This is a genomic window from Bradyrhizobium sp. NBAIM01 (assembly GCF_020194115.1).
GTDB lineage: Bacteria > Pseudomonadota > Alphaproteobacteria > Rhizobiales > Xanthobacteraceae > Bradyrhizobium > Bradyrhizobium yuanmingense.
The window spans coordinates 27,907-44,979 of the sequence record NZ_JADYVU010000001.1 but is presented as its reverse complement, the minus strand read 5'-3'; the positions used below and the strand labels follow the sequence as shown (position 1 = coordinate 44,979).

At 64.6% G+C, this 17,073-nt stretch carries 12 protein-coding genes; 5 read left to right on the top strand and 7 right to left on the bottom strand.

What is annotated here, in order from left to right; translation table 11 throughout:
• The first annotated feature begins 56 nt into the window (after window positions 1–56).
• Entirely contained in the window at window positions 57–2,009 is a 1,953-nt protein-coding gene (shc, locus tag I6F31_RS00175) for a squalene--hopene cyclase (RefSeq protein WP_036023097.1), read from the top strand.
• Window positions 2,006–2,755, top strand: a complete 750-nt coding sequence (locus tag I6F31_RS00170; protein WP_036006088.1) for a phosphorylase — start codon at window positions 2,006–2,008, stop codon at window positions 2,753–2,755. The genes shc and I6F31_RS00170 overlap by 4 nt, the downstream gene beginning before the upstream one ends.
• A gap of 165 nt (window positions 2,756–2,920) precedes the next feature.
• Here the strand turns inward: I6F31_RS00170 and hpnH are convergent, their stop codons facing one another.
• Window positions 2,921–4,081 carry an adenosyl-hopene transferase HpnH gene (gene hpnH, locus I6F31_RS00165; protein ID WP_036006086.1) on the bottom strand — a complete coding sequence of 387 codons (1,161 nt, stop codon included), beginning with the start codon at window positions 4,079–4,081 and terminating at the stop codon, window positions 2,921–2,923.
• A 36-nt stretch (window positions 4,082–4,117) separates the two neighbouring features.
• The gene (gene ispH / locus I6F31_RS00160) at window positions 4,118–5,044 is read right to left on the bottom strand and encodes a 4-hydroxy-3-methylbut-2-enyl diphosphate reductase (RefSeq protein ID WP_036006084.1); all 927 of its coding nucleotides are present in this window, start codon (window positions 5,042–5,044) and stop codon (window positions 4,118–4,120) included.
• A 456-nt stretch (window positions 5,045–5,500) separates the two neighbouring features.
• On the opposite strand from ispH, the gene I6F31_RS00155 reads away from it, so the two are divergent.
• Window positions 5,501–8,089: an MMPL family transporter gene (locus tag I6F31_RS00155; RefSeq protein ID WP_036006082.1), complete on the top strand. Its 2,589-nt coding sequence runs from the start codon at window positions 5,501–5,503 to the stop codon at window positions 8,087–8,089.
• Here the strand turns inward: I6F31_RS00155 and I6F31_RS00150 are convergent.
• The gene (locus tag I6F31_RS00150) at window positions 8,057–8,719 is read right to left on the bottom strand and encodes a DUF2147 domain-containing protein (protein ID WP_036006080.1); all 663 of its coding nucleotides are present in this window, start codon (window positions 8,717–8,719) and stop codon (window positions 8,057–8,059) included. The genes I6F31_RS00155 and I6F31_RS00150 overlap by 33 nt on opposite strands.
• Before the next feature lie 141 nt (window positions 8,720–8,860).
• Between I6F31_RS00150 and hpnO the strand changes: the two genes are divergently transcribed.
• Window positions 8,861–10,252, top strand: coding sequence for an aminobacteriohopanetriol synthase HpnO (gene hpnO, locus I6F31_RS00145; protein WP_036006078.1), 1,392 nt, complete (start codon window positions 8,861–8,863; stop codon window positions 10,250–10,252).
• Window positions 10,253–10,290: 38 nt separating this feature from the next.
• Here the strand turns inward: hpnO and I6F31_RS00140 are convergent, their stop codons facing one another.
• Entirely contained in the window at window positions 10,291–11,172 is an 882-nt protein-coding gene (locus I6F31_RS00140) for an alpha/beta hydrolase (protein ID WP_036006076.1), read from the bottom strand.
• A 13-nt stretch (window positions 11,173–11,185) separates the two neighbouring features.
• Window positions 11,186–12,805, bottom strand: a complete 1,620-nt coding sequence (locus I6F31_RS00135) for a GMC family oxidoreductase N-terminal domain-containing protein (protein ID WP_036006074.1) — start codon at window positions 12,803–12,805, stop codon at window positions 11,186–11,188.
• Window positions 12,806–12,976: 171 nt separating this feature from the next.
• Here I6F31_RS00135 and I6F31_RS00130 point away from each other — a divergent pair, with 171 nt between their 5' ends.
• Window positions 12,977–14,149 carry a M20 aminoacylase family protein gene (locus I6F31_RS00130; RefSeq protein WP_036006072.1) on the top strand — a complete coding sequence of 391 codons (1,173 nt, stop codon included), beginning with the start codon at window positions 12,977–12,979 and terminating at the stop codon, window positions 14,147–14,149.
• A gap of 104 nt (window positions 14,150–14,253) precedes the next feature.
• On the opposite strand, the gene I6F31_RS00125 is transcribed toward I6F31_RS00130, so the two are convergent.
• Window positions 14,254–15,696 carry a UdgX family uracil-DNA binding protein gene (locus I6F31_RS00125; RefSeq protein ID WP_225146039.1) on the bottom strand — a complete coding sequence of 481 codons (1,443 nt, stop codon included), beginning with the start codon at window positions 15,694–15,696 and terminating at the stop codon, window positions 14,254–14,256.
• The gene (locus tag I6F31_RS00120; RefSeq protein WP_225127265.1) at window positions 15,696–16,931 is read right to left on the bottom strand and encodes a putative DNA modification/repair radical SAM protein; all 1,236 of its coding nucleotides are present in this window, start codon (window positions 16,929–16,931) and stop codon (window positions 15,696–15,698) included. The genes I6F31_RS00125 and I6F31_RS00120 overlap by 1 nt, the downstream gene beginning before the upstream one ends.
• Window positions 16,932–17,073: the final 142 nt, after the last annotated feature.

Here is a 17,073-nt window from a genome sequence, read left to right as displayed (position 1 = left end):
CCGACGGGCAATTCTCCCGGTCAACTTTCAATCGACTATCGGAGCAATCGAGCGACATGGATTCCGTGACCGCGACCAGCCGCGAAGCTTTGGAATCGAGCATTGCGTCGGCCACCCAGGGCCTCCTCGGCTTCCAGCAAGCCGACGGCCATTGGGTGTTCGAGCTCGAGGCCGACTGCACGATTCCGGCCGAATACGTTCTGCTGCGCCATTATCTCGCCGAGCCCGTCGACACCGTGCTCGAGGCCAAGATCGGCAACTATCTGCGCCGCATCCAGGGTACCCATGGCGGCTGGCCGCTGGTGCATGACGGCGAGTTCGACATGAGCGCCAGCGTGAAGGCGTACTTCGCGCTGAAGATGATCGGCGACTCCATCGACGCGCCGCATATGGTGCGGGCGCGCGAGGCAATCCATGCCCGCGGCGGCGCGATCAACAGCAACGTCTTCACCCGCTTCCTGCTCGCAACCTTCGGCGTCGTGACCTGGCGCGCGGTGCCGGTGCTGCCGATCGAGATCGTATTGCTGCCGTTCTGGTCGCCGTTCCACCTCAACAAGATCTCCTACTGGGCGCGCACCACGATGGTGCCGCTGATGGTGATCGCCGCGCTGAAGCCGCGCGCGAGGAATCCGAAGGGCGTCGGCATCGACGAATTGTTCCTGCAGGATCCGCGCTCGATCGGCATGACCGCCAAGGCGCCGCACCAGAGCATGGCCTGGTTTCTGTTGTTTCGTTCGCTCGATGCGATCCTGCGCGTGATCGAGCCGCTGTTTCCGAAGAGTCTGCGCAAGCGCGCGATCGACGCCGCGCTCGCCTTCACCGAGGAACGGCTCAACGGCGAGGACGGCATGGGCGCGATCTACCCGCCCATGGCCAACATCGTCATGATGTACGACGCCCTCGGCAAGGACGAGAACTTCCCGCCACGCGCGATCACGCGCCGGGGCATCGACAAGTTGCTCGTCATCAAGGACGACGAAGCCTATTGCCAGCCCTGCGTCTCTCCGGTGTGGGACACGACGCTCACCGCGCATGCGTTGCTGGAGGCCGGCGGTGACAAGGCGGTGCCGGCCGCCAAGCAGGGCCTCGACTGGCTGATCCCGAGGCAGGAGCTCGAGGTGAAGGGCGACTGGGCGGTGAAGCGGCCCGACGTGCGCCCGGGCGGCTGGGCCTTCCAATACAACAATGCCCATTACCCCGATCTCGACGACACCGCCGTCGTGGTGATGTCGATGGACCGCATGCGCCGGGAGCACGGTGCGGCCGGCTATGACGACGCGATCGCCCGCGGCCGGGAGTGGATCGAGGGCATGCAGAGCGACGACGGTGGCTGGGCCGCCTTCGACGTCAACAACCTCGAATATTACCTCAACAACATCCCGTTCTCGGACCATGGCGCGCTGCTCGATCCGCCGACTGAGGACGTCACGGCGCGATGCATCTCGATGCTGGCCCAGCTCGGTGAGACCGCCAAGACCAGCAAGCAGGTGGCCGCCGGGGTCGCCTATCTGCGGAAGACCCAGCACCCGGAGGGGTCCTGGTACGGCCGCTGGGGTATGAACTTCATCTATGGAACCTGGTCGGTGCTGTGCGCCCTCAACATGGCCGGCGTCGACCACAAGGACCCCATGATCCGCAAGGCGGCGGCCTGGCTGACCTCGATCCAGAACGACGACGGCGGCTGGGGCGAGGACGCCGTCAGCTACCGGCTCGACTACAAGGGCTGGGAGGCCGCCCCCTCGACCGCCTCGCAAACGGCATGGGCCTTGCTTGCCCTGATGGCGGCAGGCGAGGTTGATCACCCGGCCGTTGCCCGCGGGGTGGAGTACCTGATTGCAACACAAGACAAAAAAGGACTGTGGGACGAGCAGCGGTACACCGCCACAGGCTTCCCCCGCGTGTTCTATCTACGTTATCATGGTTACCCAAAGTTCTTTCCGCTGTGGGCGTTGGCGCGGTATCGGAACTTGCGGAACACCAACAGCAGGGTGGTAGGGGTCGGAATGTGACTTTGGGGACGGGGGACTATGTTACCGCGGGTCAGGCCATCGACCCGCGGCCGATACTGATTGTGACCGGATTGGTTCAGGAGGCCCGCATCGCGGCTGGGCCCGGAATGGCGGTCATCTGTTCATCCAGCAGCCCGACCCAGTTGCGGGCGCTTCTGACGGTGGTGGATCCTGAGACGATTCGCGGTGTGATCTCGTTCGGCGTGGCCGGCGGGCTCGATCCGAGCTTGCGCTCCGGCGACGTCGTGCTGGCGACCGAGGTGCTCTCCGGCGACACCCGCTGGGCCGCCGGCCTGTCGCTCGGCGACGATCTGATCGATCGCCTGACGTCCGGCCGCCGCCGCGTCGTGCGCGGTAGTCTCGCCGGTGCCGAGGAAGTGGTCACGAAGCGCTCCTGCAAGGCGGCCCTGCACTCCGAGACGGGGGCCGCCGCGGTCGACATGGAAAGCCACATCGCCGCGGCCTACGCCGCCGACGCCGGGCTGCCCTTCGCCGCCGTCCGCGTCATCAGCGACCCCGCCCACCGCGCGCTGCCGGCGCTGGCCCGCGCCGCGATCAAGCCGAACGGCCAGATCGACCTCGGAGCCGTGCTGCGCGGCATCGTGCGCAATCCGGCAACGCTGCATGCCCTGGTCTCGACCGGCATCGACTTCAACCGCGCCCTGCGGTCGTTGCGCGGCTGCCGCGATTATCTGATCGGGACGGAGTTCGTCGAGAGCGAGGCCTTGGTGTCGAAGGCGGCGTGAGCGGGGGCTTCGATCTGAGAATAAAGAAAGGGCCCGGTCGCCATTGGCGTCCGGGCCTTTTTGTTTCGACGTTCGTAGCCCGGACGGAGCGAAGCGTAATCCGGGGCCTTGGAGAGACCATCCCGGATTTCGCTTGCGCTCCATCCGGGCTACGGGCTCTGCGCTTTACGCCGCCGTCGACGCCTTCTGCGCTGCTTTCGCCTGCGCAGCCGCAGCTTCGTCCTTGCGGATCTCCGAGAGCTTCTTCTGGACCTGCTCGGAGAAGATGTACTGCGCCGGGCGCTGCTTGGAGAGGTCGATCTCCGGCGCCATCGGGCCGCTCGTCCGCACGCCGCGCAGCGCCACCCACATCGCCTTCAGCGGGTTGTTGAGCGCTGCGGTCGCAGCCGTGGGCTCGTAGCCGCAATGGGCCATGCAGTCGGCACACTTCTCGTACTTGCCGGTGCCGTAGGAATCCCAGTCGGTGGTCTCCATCAGCTCCTTGAAGGTCTTCGCGTAGCCTTCACCGAGCAGGTAGCAGGGCTTCTGCCAGCCGAAGATGTTGCGCGCGGGCATGCCCCACGGGGTGCATTCGTATTCCTGGTTGCCGGCGAGGAAGTCCAGGAACAGTCCGGAATGCATGAAATTCCACTTCTTGCCCTTGCCCATCGCAAAGACGTCGCGGAATAGCTTCTTGGTCTTGGTGCGGTTGAGGAAGTGCTCCTGGTCCGGCGCGCGCTCATAGGCGTAGCCCGGGGACATCGAGACGCCGACGCCGAGCTCGGTGGTGAGGTCGAGGAATTTGGCGATCTCCTCGGCCGGGTGGCCGTCGAAGATGGTGGCGTTGACGTTGACGGTGAAGCCGCGCGCCTTGGCCGCCTTGATCGCCGACACCGCGCGGTCGAACACGCCCTTCTGCGACACGGCCTTGTCGTGGTGGTCGCGCAGGCCGTCGAGATGCACCGAGAAGAACAGATAGGGCGAGGGCTCGAACAGATCGAGCTTCTTCTCCAGCAGCAGCGCGTTGGTGCAGAGCGAGACGAACTTCTTGCGCGCGACGAGGCCGCGCACGATCTCGCCGATCTCCTTGTGGATCAGCGGCTCGCCGCCGGGAATGGCGACCATCGGCGCGCCGCACTCGTCGGCGGCGTCCCAGCACTCCTGCGCCGTCATGCGGCGGTTGAGGATCGCATCGGGATAATCGATCTTGCCGCAGCCGACGCAGGCGAGGTTGCAGCGGAACAGCGGCTCCAGCATCAGCACGAGCGGATAGCGCTTGCGGCCAAGCAGTTTCTGCTTGAGCAAATAGCCGCCGATACGCATTTCCTTGAAGAACGGGATAGCCATTACAGGTTTCTTTCTGGGCTTTTCAATTCGGGTGGGTCAGCTCGCGGCCAGTTGGGCCGGAAGCCGAAATTCGATGTTTTCCTCGCGGCCCGGCAACACCGAGACCTTTACCGGTCCGATCCGCCGCATCGCTTCGATCACGTCATCCACGAGTACCTCGGGCGCCGAAGCGCCGGCCGTGACGCCGACGGTCCTGGCATCCTTCAACCACTCCGGATTGAGCTCGCTGCCGTCGGCAATCAAATAACTCGCGACGCCGGCCTCAGTGCCGATTTCGCGGAGCCGGTTCGAGTTCGAGCTGTTGGCAGCGCCCACCACCAAGATCACGTCGACCAGCTTGCTCAAGTCCCTTACCGCAGATTGGCGGTTCTGTGTCGCATAGCAGATATCCCGGATATCCGGACCTTGAATGTCTGTAAAGCGGGCCTGAAGGGCCGCGATGATGTCCTTGGTGTCGTCGACCGACAGGGTGGTCTGGGTGATGTAGGCCACTGGCGTATCCGCCGGCAGGGTCAGCGCCTTAACCTCTTCAACGCTCTGGACAAGCTGCACCGGCCCCGGGACCTGGCCCATCGTGCCCTCGACCTCGGGATGGCCGGCGTGGCCGATCAGGATCAGGGTGCGGCCCTTGCCGATGTAGCGCTTCCCCTGATTGTGAACTTTCGTGACCAGCGGGCAGGTGGCATTGAGCACCGGAAGGTCGCGCGCGACGGCCTCTTCCTCGACGCTGCGGGCGACGCCATGCGCGCTGAACACCGTCACCGCCTTCGGCGGTACCTCGGAGAGTTCCTCGACGAAGATGGCTCCTTTGGCCTTCAGGCTCTCGACGACGTATTTGTTGTGCACGATCTCATGGCGCACGTAGACGGGCGGGCCGTACTTCTCCAGCGCCCGCTCCACGATTTCGATTGCTCGTACCACCCCCGCGCAGAAGCCGCGCGGTTGCGCCAGATAAACTTCCATTGGACGCCCATCACGCAAGTTGCACCAATCCGCTCTTTGCAGTCCCCAAGCGGCACTCCGATACTGACCAATGAGTTGCAATATCCGCACCATTGGTTCGCGCCTGCGGTAGCCACCCACCCCTGTGGACGGCTCCGGCGCATGGAGGCGCAATACTTTGTGTCAAAAAATCGGCGGTAGGGGAAGGTGGAACCGCTGAGGGAGGCGTCTGTGAGGTATTTTAGTAGGGATTGCGGTGTGCCTGCGTGCGCGACATTCCTGCATAGTCCTTCGTCACGTTCCCGCCTCAACTCCCTGCCTATACCGGCCGCCCCGCATGATTTTGCCACGGTCTCCCGCCGTTTACCTCGAACCTTCTGGCGGCGAGAACCACCCAAAACAGCAATAGGTTTCGGCCGGGAACTCCGATAAACAGCGGGCGTTTCCGGCAAGCTGTTAACCGCAGAAAGAAAAGAAGTGCTGCAAAGCGTCGTCGTTGCCATCGTCAGGGCCTGCACCCGGTTTGCCTCCCTCGTCGTCGTTCTCGGGCTCCTGCTGTCGGTGGGGGCGGGCTATTACGCTGCGCGCCACTTTGCCATCAACACCGATATCAACTCGCTGATTGCCCAGAATCTGGACTGGCGGCAGCGTGACCAGCAATTCGACAAGGCGTTCGATCAGAACGAAATGATCCTCGCTGTGGTCGAGGCCAGGACGCCGGAAATGGCGAGCGCCGCGGCAGACGCGCTCTATGCCAGGCTGAAGGACGACAGGACCAACTTCCACTCGATGCAGCAGCTCGGCAGCGGCGCGTTCTTCGAGCGGAACGGCCTGTTGTTCCTGCCGACCGAGGAGGTCGGCAAGATCACCGGCCAGTTCGAAGCCGCCGCGCCGCTGATCGAGATCATGGCCGGCGATCCCTCGATCCGCGGCCTGACCGGGGCGCTGGAGACCGGCCTTGCCGGCGTCAAGCGGGGCCAGGTCAAGCTCGACAGCACCGAGCGGCCCTTCAACCTGATCGCGCAGACAGTCGAGACCGTGCTCAACAAGGGCAACGCCAGCTTCTCCTGGCGCGAACTCGTCAGCGACGAGCCGCTCAAGGATTCCGACAAGCGCACCTTCATCGAGTTCAAGCCGATTCTCGACTACAACGCGCTGGAGCCCGGCAAGGATGCGACCGACGCGATCCGGAAAGCGGCGGCGGATCTGGATTTTACCGGCAAATACCAGGCGCGGGTGCGGCTGACCGGTCCGGTGCCGATCGCCAATGAGGAATACGCCACCGTTCAGGAGGGCGCGGTCGTCAACGCCGTCGGCACGATTCTCGTCGTGCTGGTCATCCTTTGGCTCGCACTGCATTCGTCGAAGATCATCTTCGCGGTGTTCGTCAATCTGTTCGTCGGCCTGGCGATCACGACAGCGGCCGGCCTGATGATGGTCGGATCGTTCAACCTGCTGTCGATTGCGTTCGCGGTGCTGTTCGTCGGCTTAGGGGTCGACTTCGGCATCCAGTACAGCGTCCGCTACCGCTCGGAGCGCTACAAGCACGATGATCTCGCGGGCGCGCTGGTGCTGGCAGCCAAGCGCTCGGCGGTGCCGCTGTCGCTGGCGGCGATGGCGACGGCCGCGGGCTTCCTTTGCTTCATGCCGACCGACTACAAGGGCATCGCAGAGCTCGGCCAGATCGCCGGCGTCGGCATGCTGGTGGCGTTCATCTCGTCGATCACCGTTCTGCCGGCACTGCTCAAGCTTCTGAACCCGCCCGGCGAGCCGGAGCCTGTCGGGTACGCCTTCCTGGCGCCGCTCGATCACTTCCTGGAAAAGCATCGGGTGCTGATCGTCGGCGGCACGCTGCTGCTCGCGCTCGGCGGCCTGCCGCTGCTCTACTTCATGAAGTTCGACTTCAACCCGATGAACCTGCGCAATCCGCACGCCGAGTCGATCGCCACCTTCCTCGATCTGCGCAAGGACCCCAATACTGGTGCCAATGCCATCAACGTGATGACCACTTCCGAGGAGCAGGCAAGGCAGGTCGAGGCGAAGCTGGAGAAGGTGCCCGAGGTGCTCAGGGTGATGTCGCTCGACAGCTTTGTGCCGCAGGACCAGCCGCCGAAGCTGAAGCTCATCGCGCAGGGCGCCAAGGTGTTGAATCCGGCGCTCAACCCCGATCAGATCGACGCGGCGCCGACGGACCAGGAGAATGTCGAATCGCTGAAATCGTCGGTCGACAATCTGCGCCGGACCGCGGGCGACGCGAAGGGCCCGGGCGCTGTTGCCTCGCGCCGTCTTGCCGACGCGCTCGAGAAGCTCGCCAACGGCGACGAGGCCACGCGCAACAAGGCGCAGGACGTGTTCGTCGCGCCATTGAAGATCGTGTTCGACCAGCTCAGGAACGCGATGCAGGCAGGTCCCGTCACCCTGAGCTCGCTGCCGCCCGATCTCGTCAGCGCCTGGAAGAGCAAGGACGGCATCATCCGCGTCGAGGCGCTGCCCAAGGGCGATCCCAACGACAACGATACGCTGCGCAAATTCGCGGCGGCGGTTCTCCAGGCCGAGCCGACTGCGATCGGCGGTCCGGTCTCGATCCTGAAATCCGGTGACACCGTTGTGAAGGCGTTCATCCACGCCGGCATCTATGCGCTGCTGGTGATCGGGCTGCTGCTGTGGATCACGCTGCGCCGCTTCGTCGACGTGCTGATGACGCTGGTGCCGCTGCTGGTTGCCGGCGCGGTGACGCTCGAGATCTGCGTGTTGATCGGCCTGCCGCTCAACTTCGCCAACATCGTCGCGCTTCCGCTGCTGCTCGGCGTCGGCGTCGCCTTCAAGATCTATTATGTCGTGGCCTGGCGCTCGGGCAGGACGAACCTGCTCCAGACCAGCCTGACGCGCGCGATCTTTTTCAGCGCGCTGACGACCGCGACCGCGTTCGGCAGCCTGTGGCTGTCGAGCCATCCCGGCACGTCCAGCATGGGCAAGCTGCTGGCACTGTCGCTGGTGACGACGCTCGCCGCCGTGCTGCTGTTCCAGCCGGCCCTAATGGGCAAACCCCGCAATCTCAGCGAGTAGGCAGATGTCGCCGACCGGGTCGGCGGCGCCCTTCTGACCGGGCTTGGCTGCGCCGGCGGCCTTGGGAGCTGCGGGCGCAGGCGTGGTGGTGCCGCTCCCGGCTTGGGCTGCTTGGGCCCCTTGCCCCGCTTGCCCCCCTTGGGGCTTCGGCGCAGTGCCGCTGGATTTCGCTGCGCCCTTGGCCATGGCGTTGGCAGGGCTCGAAGGGATCGGCGGGCCGACCCGGGTCCAGGTTTCGCCGCCGCAGAGGAAGCCCATGACGCAGCCCTTGATCTCGAGCTGGTCGGGACCGGCCGGCGTGATGGTCGCGCTGTAGAGCTGGCCGTCCTTGGCGTTGTAGACCTGTCCTTCCCACTGATCGACGCCGGGCTTCTTCTTCATGTCGATCAGGGTTGCCATGCCGAGCGTCGGCCTGTTCTTTTTCGAGGCGTCCGGATTGTTCTCGTCGCGTCCGCCGGGCTGTTTTTCCCAGGAAACCGCGCCCCACATGCTGCCATAGCATTGGGCGACGCGAATGTTGGCAACGCCGTCGGCGACCCGCCAGTCGCCGGTCGGATCCGCGGCGAGCGCGGGCGTCAGGCCGGCGTAACCGCCAGCCAGTATTAGTCCGGTGTAAAGGGCCAAACGCATGTGTGTTCCTTGGCAGTGCAACATGGTCTAAAGCTGTGCTTGCGAAGATGGTCCGAAAAAGGGCAAAAGGCCGCACAGACCGTTTTCAGTAACGGTCCGTTTTCAGTTGACGAGACGGCCCTCAACCGAAGTATGTAGCGGATGCACAGCCCAAATCCAGACATGTCTCAGCTATTCGCGGACCGTCAGGCCCAGCGCAGCACCCTGCATAACCGGTATCTGAACGAGCAGTTCGTCCGGGTTCTCAAGACCATCGGCTACGATGTCGGCTTTCAGAAGGGGCATGGGCAGTATCTCTACGACCGTGAGGGCGCGCGCTATCTCGACCTGTTGTCCGGCTTCGGCGTGTTTGCGATCGGGCGCAATCATCCGGTCATGCGCGAGGCGCTCAAGAGCGTGCTCGATGCCGACCTGCCCAACCTCGTCCAATTCGACGTCTCGACGCTCGCAGGTGTGCTGGCTGAGCGCCTCCTGAAATACGTTCCCTATCTCGACAAGGCGTTCTTCGCCAATTCCGGCGCCGAATGCGTCGAGGCCGCGATCAAGTTCGCGCGCGGCGCGACGGGGCGTCCCGGCATCGTCTATTGCGCGCACGGCTATCACGGACTGACCTACGGCGCGCTGTCGCTGACCGGCGATGCCAATTTCCGCACCGGCTTCGAGCCGCTGCTGCCGGGCTGCACCGCGATCCCGTTCAACGACCTGGCGGCGCTGGAAAAGGCGCTGGCCTCGCGCGAGGTCGCAGCCTTCGTGGTCGAGCCGATCCAGGGCAAGGGCGTCAACATGCCCACTGACGAGTTCCTGCCCGGCGCGGCCGCGCTCTGCAAGAAATACGGCACGCTGTTCGTCGCCGACGAGATCCAGACCGGCATGGGCCGCACCGGCCGCTTCCTCGCGGTCGAGCACTGGAACGTCGAGCCCGACATGGTGCTGCTGTCGAAGTCGCTGTCGGGCGGCCACGTGCCGGTCGGCGCCGTGCTGACGCGCAAGAGCATCTTCGACAAGATCTTCAACCAGATGGACCGCGCGGTGGTGCACGGCTCCACCTTCTCCAAGAACGACCTCGCGATGGCCGCGGGCATAGCCACGCTCGACGTCATGGAATCGGAGAAGCTGATCGATGCGGCCGCCAAGCGCGGCGCCGAGCTGCGCCTCGCGCTGACGCGCATGGTGCCAGGCTACGAGCTGCTCAAGGAAGTCCGCGGCAAGGGCTTGATGATCGGTATCGAATTCGGCCCCCCGAAGTCGCTGCGCCTGCGGGCCTCCTGGAACGTGCTGGAGACCGCCAACAAGGGCTTGTTCTGCCAGCTCATCACCGTGCCGCTGTTCAAGGATCACAAGATCCTCACGCAAGTCGCCGGCCACGGCAGCCACACCATCAAGCTCTTGCCGCCGCTCACGATCACCGAGGAAGACTGCGCCTGGATCGAGCGCGCCTTCGACGACGTCATCGCCGGCAGCCACAAGGTCCCCGGTGCGATCTGGTCGCTCGGCAAGACGCTGGTGGACAACGCGGTGCGCAGGTCGGCTTAGAGACGTTCGCTCAGGCCGCCTCGGTCCGCGGCCGAACCTTATTTGGCAAACTCGCGCACGGCTTCCACCACGTGCTCCGGCACTTCCTGCGCGACGCAGTGGCCGGCATTCTCGAAAATCCGTGTGGTCACACCCGGGATCAGCGACACAGCGCGTCGCGCCATCTCCTTGTAGATTGGACCCGACTTCGCCGCTGTCGTGACGCGCACCGGGCAGTCGATTTCGCTGAGCATCGCGAACGGATTGCCGCGGGCATCCCCAATGTAGACCTGCTCCATCGCCTCGTAGATGGGAAGCAAGATCGCGGCTTCGATTTTGGGCGTGCAGCAGAGCCGGACGCGGCCGTCATCCAGGGGCGCGAAGCCGTGGCGCACATACGTCCGTAGCGAGGTTTCGGTCCAATCCGCAAACGCCGGTGCTGCGCGGTAACGTTCGAACACTGCGTCGGGACTGTCGAACTCGGCGCGTCGGCGTAGCGTGCCCTGCACGCGGGCGAGCGATTCTTCGCTCAATCCTCCGGAGCGCGCCGCGCGCGGGTCCATGACGGTCGGCTCCATCACGAACAGGCGTGCGAAGCGACCGGGCAGGAGTTTCGCCGCGAGAAGGAGATCGGTCGCACCCGCGCTGTGGCCGATCCCGTAGATGTCGCGGAGATCGAGCGTATCGACCACCCGGCAGATGTCGTCGGCGTAATCAAGGAAGTGATAGGCGCCGGGTTTGTGGCTTGCGCCATGACCGCGTCGGTCGAGGGCATAGACGGTGTAGGTCGATGCGAGCTCGCGCGCGACCTCGTGCCAGACGTCGGCGACGAAGCCGGTGCCGTGTACGAGCAGGGCAGGCGGCTTGCCGCTGTCGCCCCATTGCAGCATGGCGATCTCTGCGTCGGCGGGACCGATTGAGAAACGGTGCGGATCGATCATGAGCGATGGGATGCTACTTCGCATCCTCCAGAATCATCGTGGCGCCCTTCTCAGCGATCATCGCGGTCGGCGTGTTGGTGTTGCCCGAGGTGATCGTCGGCATGATCGAGGCATCGACGATGCGCAGGCCGTCGAGGCCGTAGAATCGCAACCGCTCGTCCACCACCGCCATTGGATCGTTCGCCGTGCCCATCTTCGCGGTGCCGACGGGATGGAAGATGGTGGTGCCGATGTCGCCGGCGGCTTTTGCGAGGGAGGCATCGTCGTCGCCGACGGAGGGGCCGGGCAGATATTCGCTGGGGCGATATTTGGCCAGCGCTTTCTGCTGCATCAGGCGCCGCGTGGTGCGAATGGCGTCGGCGGCGACCTGGCGGTCGTCGTCGGTCGACAGGTAATTTGGCGCGATGATCGGCTTCTCGTCAGGCGTTGTCGCGCGCAACCGCACAGTGCCGCGCGAGGTCGGTTGCAGATTGCACGCGCTCACCGTGATCGCAGGGAAACGGTGCAGGGGATCGCCGAACTTGTCGAGCGAGAGCGGCTGCACGTGGAATTGGATGTTGGCGCGGGCGCGCGTCGCATCGGAGCGCGTGAAGATGCCGAGCTGCGACGGCGCCATGGTGAGCGGGCCGCGGCGGCGGACAGCGTAGTCGAGCCCCATCAGGCCGCGGCGCAACAGATTGTAATAGGTCTCGTTCAGCGTGCGCACGCCCTCGACCTTGTAGATCGCGCGCTGCTGCAGGTGATCCTGCAGATTGCGCCCGACGCCGGGCTTGTCCATGACGATGTCGATGCCGAGCGGCGACAGCCAGTCGGCCGGTCCAATGCCGGAGCGATGCAGCACCTGCACCGAGCCGATCGAGCCTGCCGAGAGCACCACCTCGCGCTTTGCGCGCGCCTCGATGATCTCGCCGTTCTGGATGAAGCGCACGCCGACGGCGCGGCCCTGCTCGATGATGAGGCGGTCGACCAGCACGTGCTTCTCGAGCCGCAGATTGGGGCGCCTCAAGGCCGGCTTGAGGAAGCCGCGCGCCGAGGACCAGCGCCGGCCGCGCTTCTGGTTGACGTGGAAATAGCTGGTGCCTTCGTTGTCGCCGGTGTTGAAATCCGGGATGCGCTTGATGCCCATCTCCTCGGCGGCGTCACCGACCGCGTCGAGAATGGCCCATGACAGCCGCGGCGCTTCGATACGCCAGCCACCGCCGGCGCCGTGATGCTCGCTGGCGCCGAGGAAGTGGTCCTCGAGGCGCTTGAACAACGGCAGCACGTCGTCATAGCCCCAGCCGGTCAGGCCAAGCTGGCGCCAATGATCGTAGTCGGCAGCCTGTCCGCGCATCGAGATCATGGCGTTGATCGCCGAGCAGCCGCCGATCACCTTGCCGCGCGGATAGGCCAGCGAGCGGCCGTTCAGGCCGGGCTCGGCCTCGGTCTTGAACATCCAGTCCGAACGCGGATTGCCGATGGCGAAGAGATAGCCGACCGGGATATGGAACCAGATCCAGTTGTCGTCGCCACCAGCTTCAAGGATGAGAACGCGGTTGCCTGGGACAGCCGACAGCCGGTTGGCGACGATGCAGCCCGCGGTGCCGGCTCCGACGACAATGTAGTCAAACTCACCTTCAAGTCGCCTCGGCATTCTGCTTCCACCCGGATGGTCTCTTTGCTTTCCGTTAATAGGCAGACGCAGCCGACCGGGACAAGCCCGGCCATGCCGGGTGAACAGGGCTAGACCCCGATTGCCGGCGGTTGGGTGGACCGACGCTTGCATGGTAGACAGACCTGCATTTCCAACAGTTCGAGACCTTCCATGCCCATCGTGAACCGCGTCGCCGACCTTCAACCCGATATCCAGGCCTGGCGGCGGGACATCCATCAGCACCCCGAGCTGTTGTACGATGTCCACCGCACCGCAGCATTCGTTGCTGACCGGTTGCGGGAGTTCGGCTGCGACGAAGTCGTGACCGGTCTCGGCCAGACCGGCGTCGTCGGCGTAATCAAGGGCAACAAGCCAACCGGCGAGGGGCTCAAGGTGATCGGCATGCGTGCCGACATGGACGCGCTGCCGGTCGAGGAGCAGACCAATCTGCCTTACGCCTCCAAGATCCCCGGCAAGATGCACGCCTGCGGCCATGACGGCCACACCGCGATGCTGCTCGGCGCGGCCCGCTATCTCGCCGAGACGCGCAATTTCGCCGGCGATGCCGTGGTGATCTTCCAGCCCGCCGAGGAGGGTGGCGCCGGCGGCGCGGCCATGGTCAAGGACGGCCTGATGGAGCGGTTCGGCATCGAACAGGTCTATGGCATGCACAACGGCCCGGGCATCCCGGTCGGCTCGTTCGCGATCAGGCCAGGCCCCATCATGGCGGCGACCGACGAGGTCGACATCATGATCGAGGGCGTCGGCGGCCACGCCGCGCGTCCACACAAATGCATCGATTCCGTGCTGGTCGGCGCGCAGGTGATCACGGCCCTGCAGTCGATCGTCTCGCGCAGCGTCGATCCCCTGGAATCGGCGGTCGTATCGATTTGCGAATTCCACGCCGGCAACGCCCGCAACGTCATTCCGCAGACCGCGACCCTGAGAGGCACTATCCGCACGCTGTCGCCTGAGGTGCGCAAGCTGGTCGAGAAGCGCGTGCATGAGGTCGTGGCGGGCATGGCGCAGATCACGGGCGCCAAGATCGACCTGCACTACAAGCGCAATTACCCGGTCGTGAACAATCATGCGGCGGAGACCGAAGTGGCACGGCGCGTCGCCACGCAGGTCGCGGGCGAGGCCCATGTCCACGAGATGGCGCCGCTGATGGGCGGCGAGGATTTCGCCTACATGCTGGAAGCGCGGCCCGGCGCCTTCATCTTCTGCGGCAACGGCGACAGCGCCGGCCTGCATCATCCCGCCTACAATTTCAACGACGAGGCGATCGTCTACGGCACGTCCTATTGGGTGAAGCTGGTCGAGGAGCAGCTCGCGGCGTCGTAGGACCGGGTCCGAAGCACAGATGAAGGGCCCGTGCATTCCACGGGTCCTTGTCTATTTGAGAAATCGGATCGTCGACAACGGCGTGAAGCCATTTCCCACTGTATTCACGCAGCCCGTGCGGCCTTCTTCTGCAGGCCGGCGGCGATCTTCAGATCTTCGACGAAGCGCCGATATTCCAGAACCTTGGCTTCGGGATCAGGCAGTCGCAGCAAATAGGACGGGTGCACGGTCACCAGCGCCTTGCGGCCTTCGGGAAGCTCGATCAGCCGGCCGCGGTTCTTGCCGATGGGGGTGATCTTGCCGAACACGCTCTGCGCGGCAGTGGCGCCCATTGCCACGATGAGATCGGGCTGGATTGTCGAAACTTCCCGCTCATACCATTGCCGGCACGCCCGGATCTCAGGTGTGTTCGGCTTCTGGTGCAGGCGGATCTTTCCGCGCGGCACGAATTTGAAGTGCTTCACCGCGTTGGTGACATAGACCTTCTTGCGGTCGACGCCGGCCTCCTCCAGTGCGCGATCGAGCATTTGCCCGGCCGGGCCGACGAAGGGATGGCCGGCGAGGTCTTCCTTGTCGCCGGGCTGCTCGCCGACCAGCATGATGTTGGCATTCTTCGGCCCTTCGCCGAACACGGTCTGTGTCGCGTCCTTGTAGAGATGGCAGGCGCGGCAATGCGCGGCCTCCTCGCGGAGCGTTTCGAGATCGTCGGCAGCTGACTTGCGTTTCATCGGAGCCTCCGGCCGCTTCTGAGGCTTGTGCGGATCGGTTGCGGCATTGGCGATCATGGCGCCGGTCATGCGCTCGGCGTCCTCGATCAAGGGCTTAATGATCGAAGCCTCGGGCAGGTTCCTCCAATATTTCTTCGGCATCTCGGCCTGCATCGCCTTCACCTTGAGCCGGGCCGGATTGAAGATGCTGGCATAGTAGCGCCGCCAGGTTTCCTCCAGCCGGTCTTCGCCCGGCGCGTCGCTCTTGCTGACGCCCGGCGTGAACGAGAGCGCATGGCCGTCCCAATGCGCGCAGAGGTCCGGCGTCAGGATCGACCAGGGCATGTCGGCAAAGCGCTTGGCGAAGAACGGCGCGGCGAGCTCGACGACGTGATGCTCCGGCTCGAACCAGGCGACGTAGTGCGCCTGGCGTTCCCGGCCGATCTCGCGGAAGCGCACGAAGGCATGCATCTTGTGCTCGTCGCGATAGACCGCTTTCGCCATGGCCGTGACAAGCGCGACATCGGGGTCGGTCGCGACCTCGATGAGATCGTGATTTTCCTTCAGCCGGAACAGCAGGCGATAGAGGATCGCAAAGCGCTCGCCGTCGCGATGCAGGATCGCCGCCTTGGCAAGCTCGACGAATTTTGCCGAGACGGTGAACGTGCCGTCGTTCACCTCGAGGATCGGAGACGGCGAGGACGGTGCGAACAGCTCGGCTTCGTGGCCCTGCACGGTCCAGGTGACCGCGCCGGGCGGCACGTGATGGAGCACGAGGCTGCGCGCGGCTTTGCGCCAGCCGTCGAAATCGGTTTCGGTGTCGAGCCTGATGTACTGCATCAGAAGCCAAATCCCAGTTGCGTTGCTTTCGGCTTGAACCGTTCGATCAACCCGGCGGCATCGAGACGATGCGGTGAGGGGCGGTGATCGCTGAGGACGATGAACGGCAGCGCCTTGTTGCGGGGCACATGCAGCCGCGCGAGATCGGCGAGGCGGATCGTGGTGGTGCGCCGCGTCGCGATGATGCGTTCGACCGTCCTGGTGCCGAAGCCCGGAACGCGCAGCAGCTCCTCGCGGCTGGCGCGGTTGACGTCGAGCGGGAAGCGGTCGCGGTGGCGCAGCGCCCAGGCCAGCTTGGGATCGATGTCGAGCGGCAGCATCGCGCTGTCGTCGACGATTTCGCCAACGTCGAAGCCGTAGAACCGCATCAGCCAGTCGGCCTGGTAGAGCCGGTGCTCGCGCAGCAGCGGCGGCGCGCGCAGGGGCAGCGCGCGGCTGGCATCGGGGATCGGGCTGAAGGCGGAGTAATAGACGCGCCGCAGCCGGTAGGCGCCGTAGAGATTGGCGCTGGTGTGGAGAATGGTGTGATCGGAGGCGCTATCTGCGCCGACGATCATCTGCGTGCTTTGTCCGGCGGGCGCGAAGCGCTGCGGTTTGGCCTTCGTCTTGGCGCTGCGGCTCTCCTCGGCCTCGTCCAGCTTCAGCCGCAGCCGGCCCATGGTGCGGCGGATCGCGCGCACGTCCTTCTCCGGCGCGAATTGCTGCAGGCTCGTCTCCTCAGGCATCTCGATGTTGATCGAAAGGCGGTCGGCATATTTGCCGGCCTCGGCGATCAGCGCGTCGTCGGCCTCGGGAATGGTCTTCAGATGGATGTAGCCGCGGAAATGATGCTCCTCGCGCAGCTTTCGCGCGACGCTCACCACTTGCTCCATCGTGTAATCAGGGCTGCGGATGATGCCGGAGGAGAGGAACAGGCCCTCGATGTAATTGCGCCGGTAGAAGTCGAGCGTGAGCTTGACCAATTCGTCGATGGTGAAGCGGGCGCGTGGGACGTTCGAGGAGGCGCGGTTGACGCAATAGAGGCAATCGTAATTGCAGGCGTTGGTCAGCAGCACCTTGAGCAGGGAGATGCAGCGTCCGTCCGGCGCGTAGGAATGGCAGATGCCCATGCCCGGCGCGGTCGAGCCCATGCCCTTGCCGTCGGTGGAATCCCGCTTCTCGGTGCCGCTGGAGGCGCAGGATGCGTCGTATTTGGCGGCGTCCGCCAGAATCTCCAGCTTGCGTTGTACGTCCATGTTTGAATCTCTTTGATTCCACTCATGAATCTTTGGATGCGCCAATTCGATTGACTCTGCCGGCGCCGTTAGCTTTATATTAGAACATATCATGAACAAATGAGCCAGCCGCTGGTTCTCTTTTTGAGAGCCATCGGCAATC

Bases quoted from the DNA above. Each gene is read 5' to 3' on its own strand.
- shc (WP_036023097.1), top strand. From the start codon at position 57: ATGGATTCCGTGACCGCGACCAGCCGCGAAGCTTTGGAATCGAGCATT.
- I6F31_RS00120 (WP_225127265.1), bottom strand. From the start codon at position 16,931: ATGGACGTACAACGCAAGCTGGAGATTCTGGCGGACGCCGCCAAATAC.
- I6F31_RS00140 (WP_036006076.1), bottom strand. From the start codon at position 11,172: ATGATCGATCCGCACCGTTTCTCAATCGGTCCCGCCGACGCAGAGATC.
- I6F31_RS00130 (WP_036006072.1), top strand. From the start codon at position 12,977: ATGCCCATCGTGAACCGCGTCGCCGACCTTCAACCCGATATCCAGGCC.
- I6F31_RS00125 (WP_225146039.1), bottom strand. From the start codon at position 15,696: ATGCAGTACATCAGGCTCGACACCGAAACCGATTTCGACGGCTGGCGC.
- ispH (WP_036006084.1), bottom strand. From the start codon at position 5,044: ATGGAAGTTTATCTGGCGCAACCGCGCGGCTTCTGCGCGGGGGTGGTA.
- hpnO (WP_036006078.1), top strand. From the start codon at position 8,861: ATGCACAGCCCAAATCCAGACATGTCTCAGCTATTCGCGGACCGTCAG.
- hpnH (WP_036006086.1), bottom strand. From the start codon at position 4,081: ATGGCTATCCCGTTCTTCAAGGAAATGCGTATCGGCGGCTATTTGCTC.
- I6F31_RS00135 (WP_036006074.1), bottom strand. From the start codon at position 12,805: ATGCCGAGGCGACTTGAAGGTGAGTTTGACTACATTGTCGTCGGAGCC.
- I6F31_RS00150 (WP_036006080.1), bottom strand. From the start codon at position 8,719: ATGCGTTTGGCCCTTTACACCGGACTAATACTGGCTGGCGGTTACGCC.